At 65.0% G+C, this 16,040-nt stretch carries 11 protein-coding genes; 6 read left to right on the forward strand and 5 right to left on the reverse strand.

Annotated elements, in window-relative coordinates; all coding sequences use genetic code 11:
• Window positions 1–99: 99 nt before the first annotated feature.
• The gene (locus G7009_RS04385; protein WP_181128785.1) at window positions 100–1,164 is read right to left on the reverse strand and encodes a sigma-54 interaction domain-containing protein; all 1,065 of its coding nucleotides are present in this window, start codon (window positions 1,162–1,164) and stop codon (window positions 100–102) included.
• A gap of 332 nt (window positions 1,165–1,496) precedes the next feature.
• Between G7009_RS04385 and G7009_RS04390 the strand changes: the two genes are divergently transcribed.
• The 6 genes from G7009_RS04390 (at window position 1,497) to G7009_RS04415 (ending at window position 10,367) form a co-directional block, all read left to right on the forward strand.
• The gene (locus G7009_RS04390; RefSeq protein WP_181128787.1) at window positions 1,497–2,570 is read left to right on the forward strand and encodes an ABC transporter substrate-binding protein; all 1,074 of its coding nucleotides are present in this window, start codon (window positions 1,497–1,499) and stop codon (window positions 2,568–2,570) included.
• A gap of 11 nt (window positions 2,571–2,581) precedes the next feature.
• On the forward strand, window positions 2,582–3,805 hold the full coding sequence (locus G7009_RS04395; protein ID WP_181128789.1) for a lipase family protein: 1,224 nt from the start codon (window positions 2,582–2,584) through the stop codon (window positions 3,803–3,805).
• A 12-nt stretch (window positions 3,806–3,817) separates the two neighbouring features.
• Entirely contained in the window at window positions 3,818–5,017 is a 1,200-nt protein-coding gene (locus G7009_RS04400) for an LLM class flavin-dependent oxidoreductase (RefSeq protein ID WP_181128791.1), read from the forward strand.
• Window positions 5,018–5,021: 4 nt separating this feature from the next.
• Window positions 5,022–6,575, forward strand: coding sequence for an ABC transporter substrate-binding protein (locus tag G7009_RS04405; RefSeq protein ID WP_181128792.1), 1,554 nt, complete (start codon window positions 5,022–5,024; stop codon window positions 6,573–6,575).
• 96 nt (window positions 6,576–6,671) lie between these two features.
• A complete protein-coding gene (locus tag G7009_RS04410; protein WP_181128794.1) occupies window positions 6,672–9,248 on the forward strand; it encodes a TonB-dependent receptor plug domain-containing protein in 2,577 nt (858 codons plus the stop codon).
• A gap of 30 nt (window positions 9,249–9,278) precedes the next feature.
• Window positions 9,279–10,367 carry an LLM class flavin-dependent oxidoreductase gene (locus tag G7009_RS04415; RefSeq protein ID WP_181128795.1) on the forward strand — a complete coding sequence of 363 codons (1,089 nt, stop codon included), beginning with the start codon at window positions 9,279–9,281 and terminating at the stop codon, window positions 10,365–10,367.
• 408 nt (window positions 10,368–10,775) lie between these two features.
• Here G7009_RS04415 and G7009_RS04420 read toward each other — a convergent pair whose 3' ends face one another.
• Genes G7009_RS04420 through G7009_RS04435 form a run of 4 tightly spaced genes read right to left on the reverse strand, consistent with a single transcriptional unit; the run spans window position 10,776 to window position 16,038 of the window.
• A complete protein-coding gene (locus tag G7009_RS04420) occupies window positions 10,776–12,572 on the reverse strand; it encodes a dipeptide ABC transporter ATP-binding protein (RefSeq protein ID WP_181128797.1) in 1,797 nt (598 codons plus the stop codon).
• Window positions 12,569–13,396 (reverse strand): ABC transporter permease, encoded by an 828-nt coding sequence (locus tag G7009_RS04425; RefSeq protein ID WP_181128799.1) that lies wholly within the window; start codon window positions 13,394–13,396, stop codon window positions 12,569–12,571. The genes G7009_RS04420 and G7009_RS04425 overlap by 4 nt, the downstream gene beginning before the upstream one ends.
• On the reverse strand, window positions 13,389–14,468 hold the full coding sequence (locus G7009_RS04430; protein ID WP_181128801.1) for an ABC transporter permease: 1,080 nt from the start codon (window positions 14,466–14,468) through the stop codon (window positions 13,389–13,391). Before G7009_RS04430 ends, G7009_RS04425 begins: the two co-directional genes overlap by 8 nt.
• Window positions 14,461–16,038, reverse strand: coding sequence for an ABC transporter substrate-binding protein (locus tag G7009_RS04435; RefSeq protein WP_181128802.1), 1,578 nt, complete (start codon window positions 16,036–16,038; stop codon window positions 14,461–14,463). The genes G7009_RS04430 and G7009_RS04435 overlap by 8 nt, the downstream gene beginning before the upstream one ends.
• Window positions 16,039–16,040 lie beyond the last annotated feature (2 nt).

Raw genomic sequence — 16,040 nt, forward strand, 5'->3', positions numbered from 1 at the left:
CTCATAGAGTCGCGACGATCACCTCCTGCCAGGCTGAATCAAGCAATACCGCGTTCGGTTGCGCGAGCCGAGCGACAAGGTGCCCTGGACCTGCAGGCCTCACACTTTGCTCAACTCGCCAATCTTCTCCAGCCGGGCACGCACGATATTTCGGCTTATGTTCAATAGCCGCCCGGTTTGCAACTGATTGCCGTGGCAATAGCGATAGGCCTCACGAAACACGGTTTCCTCGATATGCTCGTAAAGGTCCGGCACATTCTGCTCGAACAACGCCAACAAGGCGCTTTCCAGGTTGGGCGGCGAGGCGATCAGCGTGGGCGCAGCGACTTGGCTGGCCTGTGCCGTAAGCGACCCCTGCGGCCTCATGTCCACCAGGTGCAAGTCCGCGGGTGCGACCACCTGCTGCCTGCATACCAGCAAGGCGTGGTGGATCGCATTTTCCAGTTCGCGAATGTTGCCCGGCCAGCTGTGCGCCAGCAACTTGCGCTCGGTATCCGGACTCAGTGACGCCCGCTCGTAACCCAGCCGCCGGCAATGCTCTTCGATGAAGAATTCCGCCAGCGGCAGGATGTCGCCGGGCCGCTCGCGCAGCGGCGGCAGGCGGATGGTCGCTACGTGCAGGCGGTAGAACAGGTCCTCGCGAAAGTGCCCCGCCACCACTGCGTCGGCCAGGTTGACGTTGGTCGCGGCAACCAGCCGTACGTTGATGGGTATGGGGGTGCGTGAGCCAAGGCGCACGACTTCACGTTCCTGCAGCACACGCAGCAACTTGACTTGGATATTCAGGGGCAGGTCACCGATCTCGTCGAGAAACAGGGTGCCGCCGTTGGCTGTTTCGAACCAGCCCGCCTTGGTGGTGGTGGCGCCGGTGAAGGCGCCTTTCTCGTGGCCGAACAGCTCGCTTTCCACCAGGGTTTCGGCGAACGCGCCGCAGTTGACGGCCACGAATGGCTCGCGGCCACGGCGGCTGAGGTGGTGGATATGGCGGGCGACAAGCTCCTTGCCTGTGCCTGTTTCTCCGATTATCAGGGTATTGGCTTCGCTAGGCGCCAGGCGCTCGATGCGGCTGAGCAGCTCCTGGGAGCGTGGATCCTTGAACACAAGCACGGTGGCACGTACCGACTTGGTCAGCTCTCGAGCATTGGGGTGGGTGATCAGCGACATGGGGCTTTCCTGGCAGTTGGAGCGCGTTCCAATAGTGCATGAAACAAATTAGATCAAAAAATTATTAATTAATATTTATATATTCATTTATGGAATATATGAGTTTTCAGCAGTTGACTGCTGCTGGAGCAGCAACGCACCAGCACTCCCCTGCATGCCAACCAGCAGGCAAGGACCCCTCCACCACGCCCTCTTCATGACTGAAAACCATGCCCCTCAAGGCCTGCAGCCCATGTTCAGGAAAATGGCATGCATTTCGCTCCTGCTCTCACAACGCCTGGTCCGCTCAAGTATGCGGTCTGGGCCTGTTGAATCATTGCCTGGAGCCGCACATGAACAATCTTTGGCGTCACGGCCTGGCCCTGCTGAGCGGCCTGCTCTTCAGCCTGACCGCACTGGCCGCTGAACCACCGGCAGCGGTGCGCATCGCTATCGTCGCTTTCACCCAGGGCGGAGCGCCGGTATTCGGTGGTATTCCCGGGCGCGTGATCGAAGAAGGCTGGCTTGAACAGCAACTGGTCGCTCGTGGCGTACATCTGCAGTGGACCGCACTGCCTCATGCAGGCGCTGGCCCGCAAATCAACGAGGGTTTCAGCAACAACAGCCTGGACTTTGCCGTACGTGGCGATCTGCCTTCGGTGATCGCCGGGGCCGGTCAAGTGCCAGGCAAGCTGATCGTGCCAGGCGGTAACGGCAACAATATCTACTTGGTGGTGCCGGCCGATTCCCCGGTGCATAGCATCCAGGACCTCAAAGGCAAACGCCTGGCACTGCACCGTGGACGCCCCTGGGAGTTCGCTTTCAACAACTTTCTCGCCAGCCAAGGGCTGAAACTCACCGACTTCAAGATCGCCAACCTCAATCCGCAGGTGGGCGCCGCAGCCGTGTCGGCCGGCAAGGTCGATGCGGCGGTGCTGCTCAATGAGGCCTACGCCCTCGAAGACAAAGGCGTGGCACGCATTCTCTGGTCGACCAAGCAAGGCGCCAATGACTGGCGGCTGGTTTCCGACCTGTGGAGTACGGACGCATTCGTCGAGCAGTACCCGGAGCTGACGCAGCTGGTAGCCACCGCCTGGGTCCGCGCGGCCTGGTGGATTTCCCAGGAGCAGAACCGCGACGCCTATTACGCGCTGTCGTCCCGTGCTGGCGTCGCCGAAAGCGTGCTGCGCCGTGACGACCAGGACGACCCCGTGGCCTGGAAGGCTCGCTGGGCGCCTAAGAGCGATACCCAGCTCAAGGCCCATTACGACGCCCTGGGCCAGTACGCCTTGGACAACCGGCTGATTCGCACGCCCTACGACATCGCTGCGGACCTGGCCACAGGCTTCACCCGCCAGGCACTGATCGACCTGCAACTCACCCACTACTGGCCGTCCCTGGACGCTCAACTCAGCCAACAACCTTGAGAGCATCACACATGAAACTGCCTGCTTCAGTCGTTTTCGGCTTCAGCGCCCTGGCCTTTTCCATAGGCGTCCTGGCCGCGGACAGCCATGCCCCGAAACCCGACCCGCAACAGGGCGACGGACGTGTCTCGAGCTTCTACACCTGGACCAAGGCGATCCCCGCCATCCTCGGCAAACTGCTGCGCAGCGAACCGCTGGAGCAGGCCCTGAGTCTGCCCAACGCCGCCAGTGCGCAACGCATTCTCTACACCTCGCTCGACGGCATCGACGGCAAGTCGCCAATCGTGGTCTCGGGCGCACTGTTCATTCCCAAGGGCAAGGCGCCAGCCGGCGGCTGGCCAGTTGCCAGCTGGGGCCACGGCACCGTCGGTATCGCGGATATCTGCGCACCGTCCTGGGCAGGCCGGTCATACCGAGATGTGCAATACCTCAATCGCTGGCTCGAGGAGGGCTATGCCATCGTCGCCACCGATTACCAGGGCCTGGGCGTACCGGGTGGCCATCCGCTGCTGAACAACCGCATGGCGGCCTACGGCATTCTCGATGCGGCCAAGGCAGTGGTCGCAGGCGTGCCAGGGCTGGCTGACAAAGTGCTGATCATCGGCCAGTCGCAGGGCGGTGCTGGAGCCTTTGCCGCCGGTGCCTACGCGGCGACCTATGCCCCCGACCTGGGAGTCAAGGGCAGCATCGGCACCGGCGTGATCTATACCGTGGGTTCGAAGAACGTCGGCGAACAGGATAAGAACAAGGTCGATCCGGCCCTGGCCTACGGTTTCTATAGCCTGCTCGCCGCCCAGCAGTACGACCCCAGTATCGATCCGCGCGACTTCTACACCGACAAGGCGCTGCCGCTGTTCGAGCAGGCGCGCACCAGTTGCCTGTCTTCGCTGGTCAGCGACGTGGTCGGCAGCGGTCTGACCCCAGCCAATGCCAAGAAGGACTACCAGGGAGACAAACTCAAGCCCTGGCTGGCGCAGGTGTCGTACCCGACTCTCAAGCTGGCCCAGCCGATCTTCATCGGCACTGGCGCCGAGGACAAGACCCCCACCGCCGCGACCCAGGTCGCGCTGATGCAGGACGCCTGCAAGGCAGGTTCCGTGGTGCAGGGGCATCTGTACAAGGGCCTGGGGCATAGCGAAACGGTCAACGCCTCGCTCAAGGACTCGATCCCCTTCGCCCGCCAGGTGATCAGCGGCCAGCCGGTCACCCCCAATTGCAGCCCTGCCGTTCAGTAAGGAAACCCGCCCATGAGCATCGAGTTCTTCACCCGCCTGCCGCTGCATGGCGAAACCCAGTTCCTCCCGGGCGACCCGCGCAACCGCGGCGACTGGCATGCCGGCGGTCCCAGCACGGGCGCGGTGTCTGGGTTCGCCGTGGGCGATCACTTCACCTATATCGACTACCTCGGGCAGATCGCCCGCGCGGCGGAAATCAACGGCTTCGGTGGTGCGTTGATGGTCAATGCGCCCAGCGGCGAAGAGCCGTGGACGGTATGTTCGCTGCTGGCCCGGGAAACCCGCACGCTGAAGTTCGTTACAGCGTTCCAGCCCTATCACTACACGCCCTGGGTGGCTGTGCAGCAGGCCGCGACCTATCAGCGCGCCACCGGCAACCGGCTGGTGTGGAACATCATCAGCGGTGGTTCCGACGCCCTCCAGCGCCAGGTCGGCGACTTCGAAGGGCACGACGAGCGCTATGCCCGCGCCACCGAGTTCATGGACCTGGTCCGGGGCTATTGGCACAACGAGCAGTTCCACTACGAGGGCACCTACTACCGCGCCGACGGCGGCGGCCTGCGTGGTCCCCTGAAAAAAGCCGAGCTGCCATTGATCTGCACCGCCGGTTCCTCGGCGGCGGCGCGAGCGTTCGCCGCCAAGCATGCGGACTTCTACCTGATGCGCGCCGAACATCCGGACGAGATCGCCGCGCTCATCGCCGACATACGCGCCCGTGCGTTGAAGTGGGGCCGCACGGACATCCGCTTCGGCCTGTCCATCGATGTGATTGCCCGCGAAAGCGAAGAGGCTGCGCTGGCCGAGGCCAAGCGCTTCTTCGACGAGGGCGTGGCCAAGGGCACGGTCAGGGCCCGCGCCGCCCACGCCGGCCTGCGCACGGCACGCAAGCTGAGTTACGAGCATGGCTACAGCGATGACGACGAGCAGCAGGCCTTCGACGACTTCTTCATCCACCCCAATGTGTGGACCGGCTTCGGCTACATCGGCATCCCGCCGGGCTGCGCGCTGGTGGGTAGCTACACCAATGTGGTGGCGCGTATCCGTGAGTACCACGGTATCGGCATCGACCTGTTCTTCCTGGCCGGCTATCCGCACCTGGAGGAGGCCTATCGCATCGGCGAACACATCCTGCCGCACTTCCGTGGCGAACGGGCCGCCCTGACCCGGGCAGCGCAGACACCCGTGCAACTGCACGCAACCAACGGAGCCTGAGCCCATGGCCAGCGACGGTTATCCACTCAGCCGACGCAGCTTCCTCGGCAACGCCAGCCTGCTGGCCGGCGGCTTGCTGGCCGGCTGCGGCCCGAGCGACAGCCCAGTTAACGCAGTTGCCGATCAGCCGCGCCATGGCGGACGTCTGCGCCTGGGCATCATCGATGGCAACCAGAGCGGCAACCTTGACGCTCACAAACCTGTCGGCAGCGGCATCGTCCGCGGCTTCGCCCTGTACAGCAAGCTGTGGGAGTGGGACGAGCAGATGCAGCCGCGCCTGGCCCTGGCCGAGTTCGCCGAGCCCAACGCCGACGCCAGCGGCTGGACACTGCGGCTCAAGCCGGACCTGGAATTCCACCACGGCAAGACCATCGATGCCGATGACCTGATCTTCTCCATCCGCCGCCTGACCGATCCACAACTGGCCTCGCCCTATGCGGCGCTGCTGCACTGGGTTGACCGTGACAACCTGATCAAGCTCGATGACCGTACCGTACGCCTGGCTTTTCGTGAGGGGCGCAGCTACCTGCCTTTGCCCGAGACCTGGGTCAACTTCGGCGGCATCGTGCCGGTGGACTATCACCCGGTGAGCAATCCGGTCGGTGCCGGGCCCTACAAGCTCAAGAGCTTCACCCCAGGCCAGCGCTCGCTGTTCACCCGCTTTGACAATTACTACAAGCCCGGCAAGCCGTATGCCGACGAACTGGAGATCATCGACTTCAAGGACCAGACCGGTCGCCTGGCAGCCCTGCGCGCCGGGCAGATCGATATGGCCAACGTGATGTCCACCGAGCACCTGCAAGTCCTTCAGGCCGACCCGCGCCTGCGCCTGCTGAAATCGGTCAGTGGCAACTGGTTGTCATTCGACATGAACACGTCCAGGGCGCCGTTCGACGATCCGCGGGTACGCGAGGCGTTCCGTCTGCTGGCGGATCGCGACGAGCTGGTGCGTCGGGCACTCAACGGCCAGGGACGGGTGGCCAACGACCTCTACGCGCCATTCGACCCGACGTTCGACCACAGCCTGGGACCACGCCCGCATGACCCCCAGCGGGCGGCACGGTTGCTGCGTGAGGCCGGACACGAGCAGCTTGAAGTCGAGCTCGTGACCACGCCAGGGCCGGGGCTTGCTTCGGCCCTGGTACTGGCCGAGCAGGCACGGCGCATCGGTGTGACGATCAAGGTCCGCCAGGTAGATCTGGCGACGTTCCAGGGGCCGCAGCGCGACGATTGGACCCTGAGCACCGGTGGCAGCATCGGCGCGCCATTCCTGGCCAGCGCAATCCACACCGACGCGCCCTTCGCCGTGGCCAACAAGACCCACTTCCACGACCCCGAATTCAGCGAAGCCTTTCTCGCTGCCATGGCCCAGCCGGACCTGGACAAACGCAAGGCCTTGGTGCACCGCGCCCAACGCATCCAGTACGAACGCGGCGGCATGCTGATCTGGGGCTACGTCGACCTGCTCGACAGCGTCAGTACCCGCGTGGGCGGAGCGCTGGCAGAGCAGTCGCTGTTCAGTACCTGGCGCTTCGAGAGCCTCTGGTTGAACGCGTGAAACGCTAGCAAGGGCTATGCCTGCCCATCCCTAACCGCAGGCGCGGCTGCGCCCTCGTTCTTTCCATTTCCCCCGATCCTGACGAGGCCCAGCCCCATGCCCCGCGTTGCCTTGCTGCACCCGAAACACCGTCCCAGCTCGCTGGTCCTGGCCATGCTCGCGGCAAACGTGCCGCTTGCGTACGCCGAGGATACGGTGCTGCAGGCGGTCACCGTCCAGGCTCGACAGACCGACGACGACGCCCTGCCCACGCGCGCGCCTTCCTCGATCTACGGAGGCCTCGAAGCCAAGGTCCTCGACACGCCGCGCTCGGTCACCCAGGTCAACGCCGAGCAACTGGCTCGCGATCCGATTCGCAGCTCCGACGACCTGGTCAAGTACGCCCCAGGCATCACCCGCGGCGGCGGCCAGAACGCGGGCATCGCCCCGCAGATGCGCGGCCAGAACTCCGAGGTATTCCAGGACGGCCAACGTGCCTACGGCGTGCGCCACCCTGCCAACTTCAACGCCTACGAAGGCGCCGACATCGTCGCCGGGCCCTCCTCGGTGACCTATGGCTCGGTCAGCGGCAGCGGCGGCTACGTCAACTACCTGAGCAAGAAGCCTGACTTCATCCACTTTCGCACCAAGCTCTCGGGTGAAGTCGGCAGCTGGATTCCCGATGGCGAATCGCGCGATGCCACCCGGTTCAGCATCGATAACACCGGCCCGCTGAGCGACAGCCTGGCCTATCGAGTCAGCATCACCCGTCAGCGACAGGAGGACTTCTACGACAACGTCGAGAACAACTTCGACGCCTTCTACGGTGCCCTCGCCTGGCGTAACGACGGTGTGCGAGTGGACTGGAACGCGGCCTACGACGACTACTACGACTACAACATCACACACGGCTGGAACCGCGCCACCCAGGACCTGGTCGACCACGGCCAGTACAACGCCGGTCGCGCTACCCCCATTATCCAGAACGGCACCACCTTGTGGTCGCCGGTGCTGTCTTCAGGCACCGCCGATGCCCAGGTACTGGGCTGGGTCCAGCGCCAGCGCAACGCCCAGGGCCAGTACCAGGTGGTCAATGGCAGCTTCCAGGGGGCTTCGCCCAATACCCAGGCCAACCCCGGCAACCTGCGTGGCTGGGTCTACGACCCGTCCCTGGCGGGCAATGGCCAGACCTCGATGTCGTCGCAAACCGGCCAGCGTGCCCAGGACGAGAACCGCTCGCGACGTTTCACCACGCAACTGCGTGTCGAGGGTGAGCTGACCCCGGCGATCACCCTGGCCAACAGCACCTTCTACCAGCACTCCAGCGACACCACCGACGCAGTCGGCGCTTTCCAGGTGCAGGGCAAGGACGACATCTTCGACAACCGCTTCGAATTGCGCGCACGCGGGCAATGGCAGCTGGGCGATCTGACTCTCGTCGATGACAGCAACACCGGGCTGATCTATCGCCATGAGTCAAACGAGTCGATCGCTGCCAACAACAACTTCGGCTCGACCATCAACGCCTACGACCTCACCCTCGACCCCTCGCAGAAGAACCCTGGCGACCTGCTCGGCCTTGCCGGACGCAACCCGGCGGGCGGCAACGGCGCCTGGATCGGTCAACCTGGCGTGGCGCAATTCTCGAGCGACTACGGCTGGCTCAATCTACCCGCGATGTACCCGGCGGGGCACGGTCTGTACGCCGAATCCGTGGCGCCCTACACCGCCGACAGCAGCTGGACCACCAAGACACTGTTCACCCAGCACAACCTGCGTCTGGGCGAACGCGTGGGCCTGAACATCGGTGCCAGCCGCAGCTGGATCGCTGCGCGCATCGACAACCCCTTGGTCCTCGCGGGAGGCAACACGCGCAAGGACTCGGACAACTACCGGCTGTTCTCGGTGCAGGTCAGCCCCTACGTCAAGCCAACCGACAACAGCACCCTGTATTACACCTTCGACCGCTCGCTGGCGGTCAACACCGGCTTCTTCACCAATGGCCTTGGCTGGGGCAGCGGCACCGGGGCCAACCTGCTCAATCCGCTGGCTTTCGAAAGCCTGAGCGTGCTGCATGAAATCGGCCTGAAGGTCGAGGCTGTACCCGACCAGCTGTTCCTCACCCTGGCCGCCTACAAACAGGCGCGCGACCAGTCGCCCGACAGCAACAACAACATCGCCCGGCTGATCGTCAAAGGCCTCGAGGCAACCTTGCGCTATCAGGATCAACACTTGCGCGGCGGCCTCAACCTCAGCCGCATCAGCGCCTATAACGAGTTCACCAGCCAGGCCGGGTTCGCCTCGGCGGGTTTCATCCCCGACAACGGCACCGTGTTCGGCGACAACAACAGCCTCAACCAGCGGCCATCCGGCAAGTTCGATGCGGTGCAGATTCCCGAGTACAACGCTGGCGGTTACCTCGACTACCGCTTCGACTCGGGTCTTGGCGTGGAGCTGTCGGGCTGGTGGACCAGCAGTTGGTACCTGAACCTGAGCAAGACAGTGAAAGTGCCGGACGAATACAACCTCGACCTCGCCGTGTACTACCGCCACCCCCAGTGGGGCGTGACGTTGCGCATGCTCAACGTCACCGACGAGCTGAACTTCGTCAGCGGGCTGGCCGGCTCGACCAATACCTTCCTGCAACCCATGCCTGGTCGAACCCTGCTGGCGCAGGTCGACTACCAGTTCTGATTCTCTTCCTCCACAGTAAAGGCACTTGTCATGTCCATTGAATTCGTCGGTATGATCTTTCCCAGCCAATGGTCCGAGACTCGCGGCGCTCGCACGCCTGACTTCGACCTGCCGTTCATCCGCCAGCATGCCCGCGCCCATGAGCACGCCGGTTTCGACCGGGTGCTGATCGCCAGCGGTCCTGGTAGCGCCGACAGCCTGCAGATCGCCGCCTACGCCGCCGCTCACACCGAGCGCCTGGGTTTCATGATCGCTCACCGTCCCGCCCTTGCCGCGCCCACGGCGGCGGCGCGGGCCTTCGCCACCCTCGACCATACCACCGGTGGGGGACGTATCCGCTTGCATGCGATCACGGGTATCACCGCCGAGCCGCAGGAAGGCGACACCTTGCTGGACAAGACCGAGCGCTACCGGCGCGCCGACGAATACCTGGAAATTGTCCGGCGTACCTGGACAGCCGAAGAGCCGTTCGATTTCGAAGGGCGCTACTTCAACATCAAAGGTGCCTTCTCGCCGGTCAAGCCGTTGCAGCAGCCACATATCCCGATTTCGTTCGGTGGTTCTTCCGACATCGCCTACCAGATCGCCGTCAAGCACGCCGACCTGTATGCCTTGTGGGGTGAGCCGCTGAGCGGCGTCGCCGAACAGATTGGCAAGCTCAAGGCCGCGGCCAGCGCCGCCGGCGTTGCGGCACCACGGGTAAGCCTGTCGGTGCGCCTGATTCTCGGTGCCACCGAGGAGCTGGCCTGGCAGCGGGCAGAAGCCATCCTCGCGCAGATCAAGGCCAACCCCCAGTTCGCGGCGAGCAGTCCGTGGCAGAAACGCATCAAAGGCACCGGCTCCGAGCGTCTGCTCGCCGCCGCAGCCCGCGCCGACCGGCATGACCGTGCGTTGTGGATGCCTACCGCCACGGCGGTGGGTGCCTACGGTGATACCACGGCGCTGGTAGGGACGCCGGAGACCGTGGCCCAGGCGTTGCTGGATTATGTCGACCTGGGGGTGACCACCTTCCTCAACCGCGGGTATGACCCCCTGTATGACACGGTGGACTACGGGCGCTGGGTGATTCCGGCGGTGCGAGAGGAAGTGCTGCGGCGCCAGGCTCGGTTCGCCGGGTAACCACCGGTTCCAAGAGCAGCGCGCACCCGTGTAAGAGACTCCAGGGTGCATGGGAAGCCCTCTCCGGATTCCATGCACACCTTGAGAATCGGGTACAACTCCGATTCTCCTGGCTCCTGGCTCGCAGGGCTCCAGGTGGGAGCAACGGTCTTGCTCAAAATCCTTGTGGGAGCGGGTTTGCCCGCGAAGCTGGCCACGCGTTGGATGGCACGGGCTTCGCCCGTGTTCGCGGGCGAGCCCGCTCCCACAGGGAACGCATGCATTTCGAATTTTGAGCAAGACCGTTGTTCCCATCTGGAGCCCTGCAAGCCAGGGGAATCGGTGTTGATCCAGTTCTCAAGGGGTACACCGAATCCGGAGAGGCTTCCCATGCACCCTGGAATCTCCTACACGGTGCACATCACCAGGTTATGTTTGGCCAGCATCGATCAGGCTGGGCGAGTGCGCCACCAGGGTTCGGGTATAGGGATCAGCCGGTTGCCCCAGCACCTGTTCGGTAGTGCCTTGTTCCACCACACGCCCCTGGCGCAGCACCAGCACCCGATCCGCAATCGCGCGGACCACACCCAGGTCGTGGGTCACGAACAGCAATGTCAGCCCCTGCCCCTGCAAGCGCCGCAGCAGTGCCAGGATCGACGCCTGGACCGATACATCCAGCGCCGAAGTGATCTCGTCGCAAACCAGCAAGCGCGGCTCGCAGATCAACGCTCGGGCAATCGCCACCCGCTGCCGCTCGCCGCCTGACAGGCTATGGGGATAGAGGTGAGCCACCCGCGTTGACAGCGACACCCGTTCCAGCACCGCCTCGACCCGACGGCGCGCCTCGTTGCCACGTACGCCGAAGAAGTGCGCCAACGGCGCGCTGAGGGTTTGCAGCACGGTCTGACGCGGATTCAACGCCCGATAGGGATTCTGGAAAACGTACTGGATCTGATGACGCAGCCGCGCATCACGCCGCCTTGCACTGAAGGCCAGTGGTTCGCCAGCGTAGCGCAGATGCCCTTGCACGTTCTCGCCCAGCCCGGCGATGGCCCGGGCCAGGCTGGTCTTGCCCGAGCCGGACTCTCCCACCAGCGCCAGGCACTCACCCTGCCCCACCTGTAGCGAGACATCGAACAGCACCTGGCGGTCATAGGCAACGTCCAGGTCTCGCACCTCCAGCAGAACTGCTTCGCCCTCCGGCACTGGCGCAGCGGCCTCGGAAACGGTATCGGTCAGGGTCACTGGCTCCTGGTGCGGGACCAGGCAGGCAACCTGGTGAATACCGTCGTGCGCCAGCAGCGCGGGCTCGACCACCAGGCATTCGCTCCGGCGCCTTGGGCACCGGGGCGCGAATGCACAACCAACGGGTCGCTGCCCTGGCGCCGGCGCATGCCCGGCAATGGCCTGCAGCGGCTGACGCCGGGCAATATCCGGGATGGCGGCGAGCAAGGCGCGGGTATACGGATGCGCGGGCCGTACGAACAACGCCTCGCGTCCCGCCATCTCCACCAGGCGCCCGGCGTACATGACCAGGACGCGATCAACCAGATCGCGCACCACCGCCAGGTCGTGGGTTACGTACAGGGCCGCCACACCATGGCCACGGCACAGGCGCTTCAGCGTCTCCAGCACATGCGCCTGGGTCGTGACGTCGAGTGCGGTGGTGGGCTCATCGAGGACGATCAGCCTGGGGCGCAGGACAAACGCCAGGGCGAGCATCACCCGCTGCTGCTGCCCCCCGGAAAGCTGATGCGGGAAGCGCCGCAGGAACGCCTTGTCATCGGGCAACCCGACATCGAGCAAGGTCTCGACGATGCGTTGGCGCAGCTCGTCGCGCGTCGCGCCTGGTTGATGCGCCAACAAGGTTTCATGCAACAGCGCACCGACACGCAACGCCGGGTTCAGCGCCGTTGCCGGATCCTGGGCGACATAACCCACCAGCCCGCCACGGGCCAGGCGCAGCGCCTCGCCCTCGAGCTCGAGCACGGCCTGCCCGGCCACCTCGATACGGCCGCCGACGATCCGCGCGCCCTGCCTGGCATGGCGCAGCAAGGCCGTGGCCAGGGTGGTCTTGCCCGAGCCGGACTCGCCCACCAGGCCAACGATCTCGCCTGCCGTCAGGCCGAACGAGACCTCCGCAAGTACCTCGACCTGCCCGGCCAGTTCCACCCGCAGGTCGCTGACCCGCAGCACCTCGGTATCGACCCTTAACGCTGCCGTCACGGCTGTTTCTCCCCGATTCGCGCACTGACTCGGCCGATACCCTCGGCCAGAATGTTGGTGCCATAGGCAAACACACCGATCAGCAGTGCCGGCGCCAGCACCGCCCACGGCTGGACCAGCAGGCCCGCCTGGTTTTCGTTGATCATCAGGCCCCAGTCGGCTGCCGGCGGGGCCACCCCGTAGCCGAGAAAGCTCAGGCCCGAGAGCATGCCCACCGCCCAGGTCAGCATGTTGCCGAAGTGCACCAGCAGCGGCGTGAGGATGTTCGGCAGGATTTCGTTGAAGAGGATGCGCCAACGCGGGTAGCCCATCATCTGCGCCGCCTCGACGAACTCCTGACCGGCCACCGCCACCGTGCTGCCACGAGCCAGGCGGATGACCCCAGGAGTAAAGGCGATCGCCACGGTCAACACGATCAGCCATGGCGCCCGGCCGAGCATGGAGACGATCAGCAGTACCAGGATCAGGTCCGGGAACGCCAGCGAGACATCCGTCGCCCAACTGATCGCCTGGTCGAGACGGCGCCGCGAGAAGCCGGCCAGCAGGCCCAGGCTGCCGCCGACCAGCAAGGCGATGGTCGCCGCCGCCAGCGACATCCACAGCACGGACAGGCCGCCACTGAGCAGGCGCGACAGCAGGTCATGGCCGAGAAAATCATGCCCCAGCGGCGCACTCGCACTCGGCGGTCCATAGACCGGGCCTACCATGGCCGTCGGCGCATGGGGCGCGAGCCAGGGGCCGAACAACGCCAGCGACATCACCAGCAAGGTGATCACGGTCCCACGCCGCACCTGTGGGTCGGCCAGCCAGCGGGAATCAGTCATGAGTCGCCTCCTGGGCGGGTGCGCTACGGACGCGTCGCCACCAGGGGCGTAGGCCGCGCCGGTTGCGCCGGATCATCTTGACCCGGCGCGCGGTGCGCAGCTTGGGTGTGAGCAGGACGGTGAACAGATCGGCCAGCAGGTTGATCAACACCACGGCCAGCGTGATCACCAGCACGATGCCCTGGATCATGGGCAGGTCGCGCACCTGGATCGCGGCATTGAGGGCGGTGCCGATGCCTGGGTAGCTGAAGATCACCTCGGCCAGCAGCGCACCGCCGACCAGCGTGCGCAGGGTCAAGGCCACGCCCTGGATCGCCGGGGTCAGGGCGTTGGGCAAGGTATGCCGCCAGACGATGCGCCGCTCGGGAATACCACGCAGGCGTGCGGCGATCACGTAGTCGGACTCCAGCGCCTCGATCATCGAGGCGCGCACCATCCGGGTCAGGTAGGGCAACGCCGAGAGGCCGAGGGCAATCACCGGCAGCACCAGATAGTGCAACTGCCGCCACAGCGGTTGTTGTGGGTCAAGGATCGAGACTGCCGGCAGCCAGCCCATGCCGGGCATGGAGAACAGCAGAACCAGGCCGATTGCCAACAGAAAGCTCGGCGTGGCCTTGAACAGGATCAGCGTTGACAGCCCCCAACGGTCCAGCGGCCGATCACGACGCAGGGCCAGGTTCACGCCCAGTACGAGCGCCAGCGGTACCACCAGCGCCAGTACCCCGGCCAGCAGCGCCAGGGTGTGGCCGAGCCGGCCGAACAGCAGGTCGGCCACCGGCACCTGGGAATCCAGCGAAATACCCAGGTCGCCTCTGAGCGCCGCACCGAGCCAGCGCAGGTACTGAACCAGGATCGGCTGGTCGAGGCCCAGCTGGCGCTGCAGGGTGAGGATACTTTCTATTGGCGCATCAGGCCCAAGAATCACCCGCGCGGGGTCCGAGGGCAGCGCCTGGGTGGCGATGAACACCACCAAGCTGATCACCCAGGCGGTCAGCAGACCGTAGCCCAGCCGACCGATGAACCAGGCCAGCCAGGCTGGCGCGCGGGGGGAACGCAGAGGAGGCTCATGCATGGTTCAACCAGAGTTCGTCAAAGCGCCAGGAGGCGAAGGTGGTCTGTTCCGGGGTGAGCCCGCCGACCTGGACGGACGCGGCATCGAGCACGTCCGAGAAGCCCCAGATCAGCAGCCCGCCGCGCTCGTGTTGAATGACCTGGGCTTCGTGCACCAAGGCTTTGCGCTTTTCCAGATCCGGCTGGGCCAGCGCCTGGTCGAACAGCTCGGTAAAGCGTGGATCGTGGAAGTTGCTGCGGTTGTAGATGGCCTGAGGGGCATCGTTGTGCAGCGCCGAGGCGAGAAAGCCGCGGGCTGGGGTCGAGCCTGGCGACAGCTGCCACTGCTCGCGCTGCGGGCCATTGAACATCGAGCCATCGACCTGATTGACCTTGACCTGCACTCCCGCCTTCAGCGCCTGCTGGGCGAACACCAGGGCGGCGTTCACTCCAGGGCCGGAGGGGGTGGTCAATTCGAGCCGCAAATCTTCCTGTCCCGCCTGGCGCAGCAAGGAACGGGCCTGATCAAGATCGTAGGGGCGCTGGGCAATGGCGTGGTTGTAGGTCGGGTCATGTGGCGAGTACAGGTCGTTGGCGATGCGGCCGAAGCCATTGAGCCCACGCGCCACCAGCTCCTGACGGTCGGCGAGCAGGCGTAATGCCTGACGTACGCGCACATCCTGGAAAGGTGTCTTGGCCAGGTTGAGATTGAACCCGGTGAACGAGGTGCTTGGCGAGGCATACAGGCGCAAGCGGGGGTCGGCCTTGATCAGCGCGCTGTGCTCGGCCTGCACGCCACTGGCCACGTCGATCTGCCCGGCACGCAAGGCAGCGGCGCGCGATACCTGGTCCTTGAACTCGATGATTTCCAGCTCCTCGGCATAGGGCTGGTTGGCTTTGTAGTAATGCTCGAAACGGGTGTAGAGCGAACGCTGGCCGGGCACGAAGCGCTTGAGACGGTATGGCCCGGCCCCGACGGGGTTGGTCACCGGATGATAATCGGTGGGCACGATGCCGCCGAAGCTGATCAGCGTTTCATCCAGCGGGTAGAAGCTCTGGCCGTGCTTGAAACGGATCTCGATGGTGCGCGCGTCCAGCTTGCGCAGTGCCTGGCGATCGATGGCGCCGACCAGTCCGGCGAAGGGTGAAGCCAACCGTGGATCGGTCAGGCGCAGGATCGAGAACAGCATGTCGTCGGCGGTGATGCTCTTGCCATGGTGGAACTCCAGCCCCGGCTTGATGCGGATGGTCCAGGCGCTGGCGTCGGCATTTGGCTCGGCGTACTCGGCCAGCGCCAGGCGCGTGCTGACGTCCGGGTTCCACTCCCAGAACTTGGCGTACAGCGCCCAACCGCGGATGATGCCGCCGCCCACCGGCTTGTGCGCATCGAGGTTGCCGGCCTGGTCGCCATCGATGATGCCCACCCGCAGGCGGCCACCGCGCACCGGGTTTGTCGACAGCGTCATGCCGGCGGCCGTGGCCGCTGGCGCCCCGCTGTCGCAGCCACTGAGCAGCCCACCGCCGAGCAGCAGACCACCGCCGGCGGCCAGGCTGTTGCCGAGAAACACCCGGCGCGAAAACAGCTCGCTCATTA

Source organism: Pseudomonas capeferrum, assembly GCF_013523055.1.
Taxonomy (GTDB): domain Bacteria; phylum Pseudomonadota; class Gammaproteobacteria; order Pseudomonadales; family Pseudomonadaceae; genus Aquipseudomonas; species Aquipseudomonas capeferrum_A.

Bases quoted from the DNA above. Each gene is read 5' to 3' on its own strand.
- G7009_RS04385 (WP_181128785.1), bottom strand. From the start codon at position 1,164: ATGTCGCTGATCACCCACCCCAATGCTCGAGAGCTGACCAAGTCGGTA.
- G7009_RS04390 (WP_181128787.1), top strand. From the start codon at position 1,497: ATGAACAATCTTTGGCGTCACGGCCTGGCCCTGCTGAGCGGCCTGCTC.
- G7009_RS04395 (WP_181128789.1), top strand. From the start codon at position 2,582: ATGAAACTGCCTGCTTCAGTCGTTTTCGGCTTCAGCGCCCTGGCCTTT.
- G7009_RS04400 (WP_181128791.1), top strand. From the start codon at position 3,818: ATGAGCATCGAGTTCTTCACCCGCCTGCCGCTGCATGGCGAAACCCAG.
- G7009_RS04405 (WP_181128792.1), top strand. From the start codon at position 5,022: ATGGCCAGCGACGGTTATCCACTCAGCCGACGCAGCTTCCTCGGCAAC.
- G7009_RS04410 (WP_181128794.1), top strand. From the start codon at position 6,672: ATGCCCCGCGTTGCCTTGCTGCACCCGAAACACCGTCCCAGCTCGCTG.
- G7009_RS04415 (WP_181128795.1), top strand. From the start codon at position 9,279: ATGTCCATTGAATTCGTCGGTATGATCTTTCCCAGCCAATGGTCCGAG.
- G7009_RS04425 (WP_181128799.1), bottom strand. From the start codon at position 13,396: ATGACTGATTCCCGCTGGCTGGCCGACCCACAGGTGCGGCGTGGGACC.
- G7009_RS04430 (WP_181128801.1), bottom strand. From the start codon at position 14,468: ATGCATGAGCCTCCTCTGCGTTCCCCCCGCGCGCCAGCCTGGCTGGCC.
- G7009_RS04435 (WP_181128802.1), bottom strand. From the start codon at position 16,038: ATGAGCGAGCTGTTTTCGCGCCGGGTGTTTCTCGGCAACAGCCTGGCC.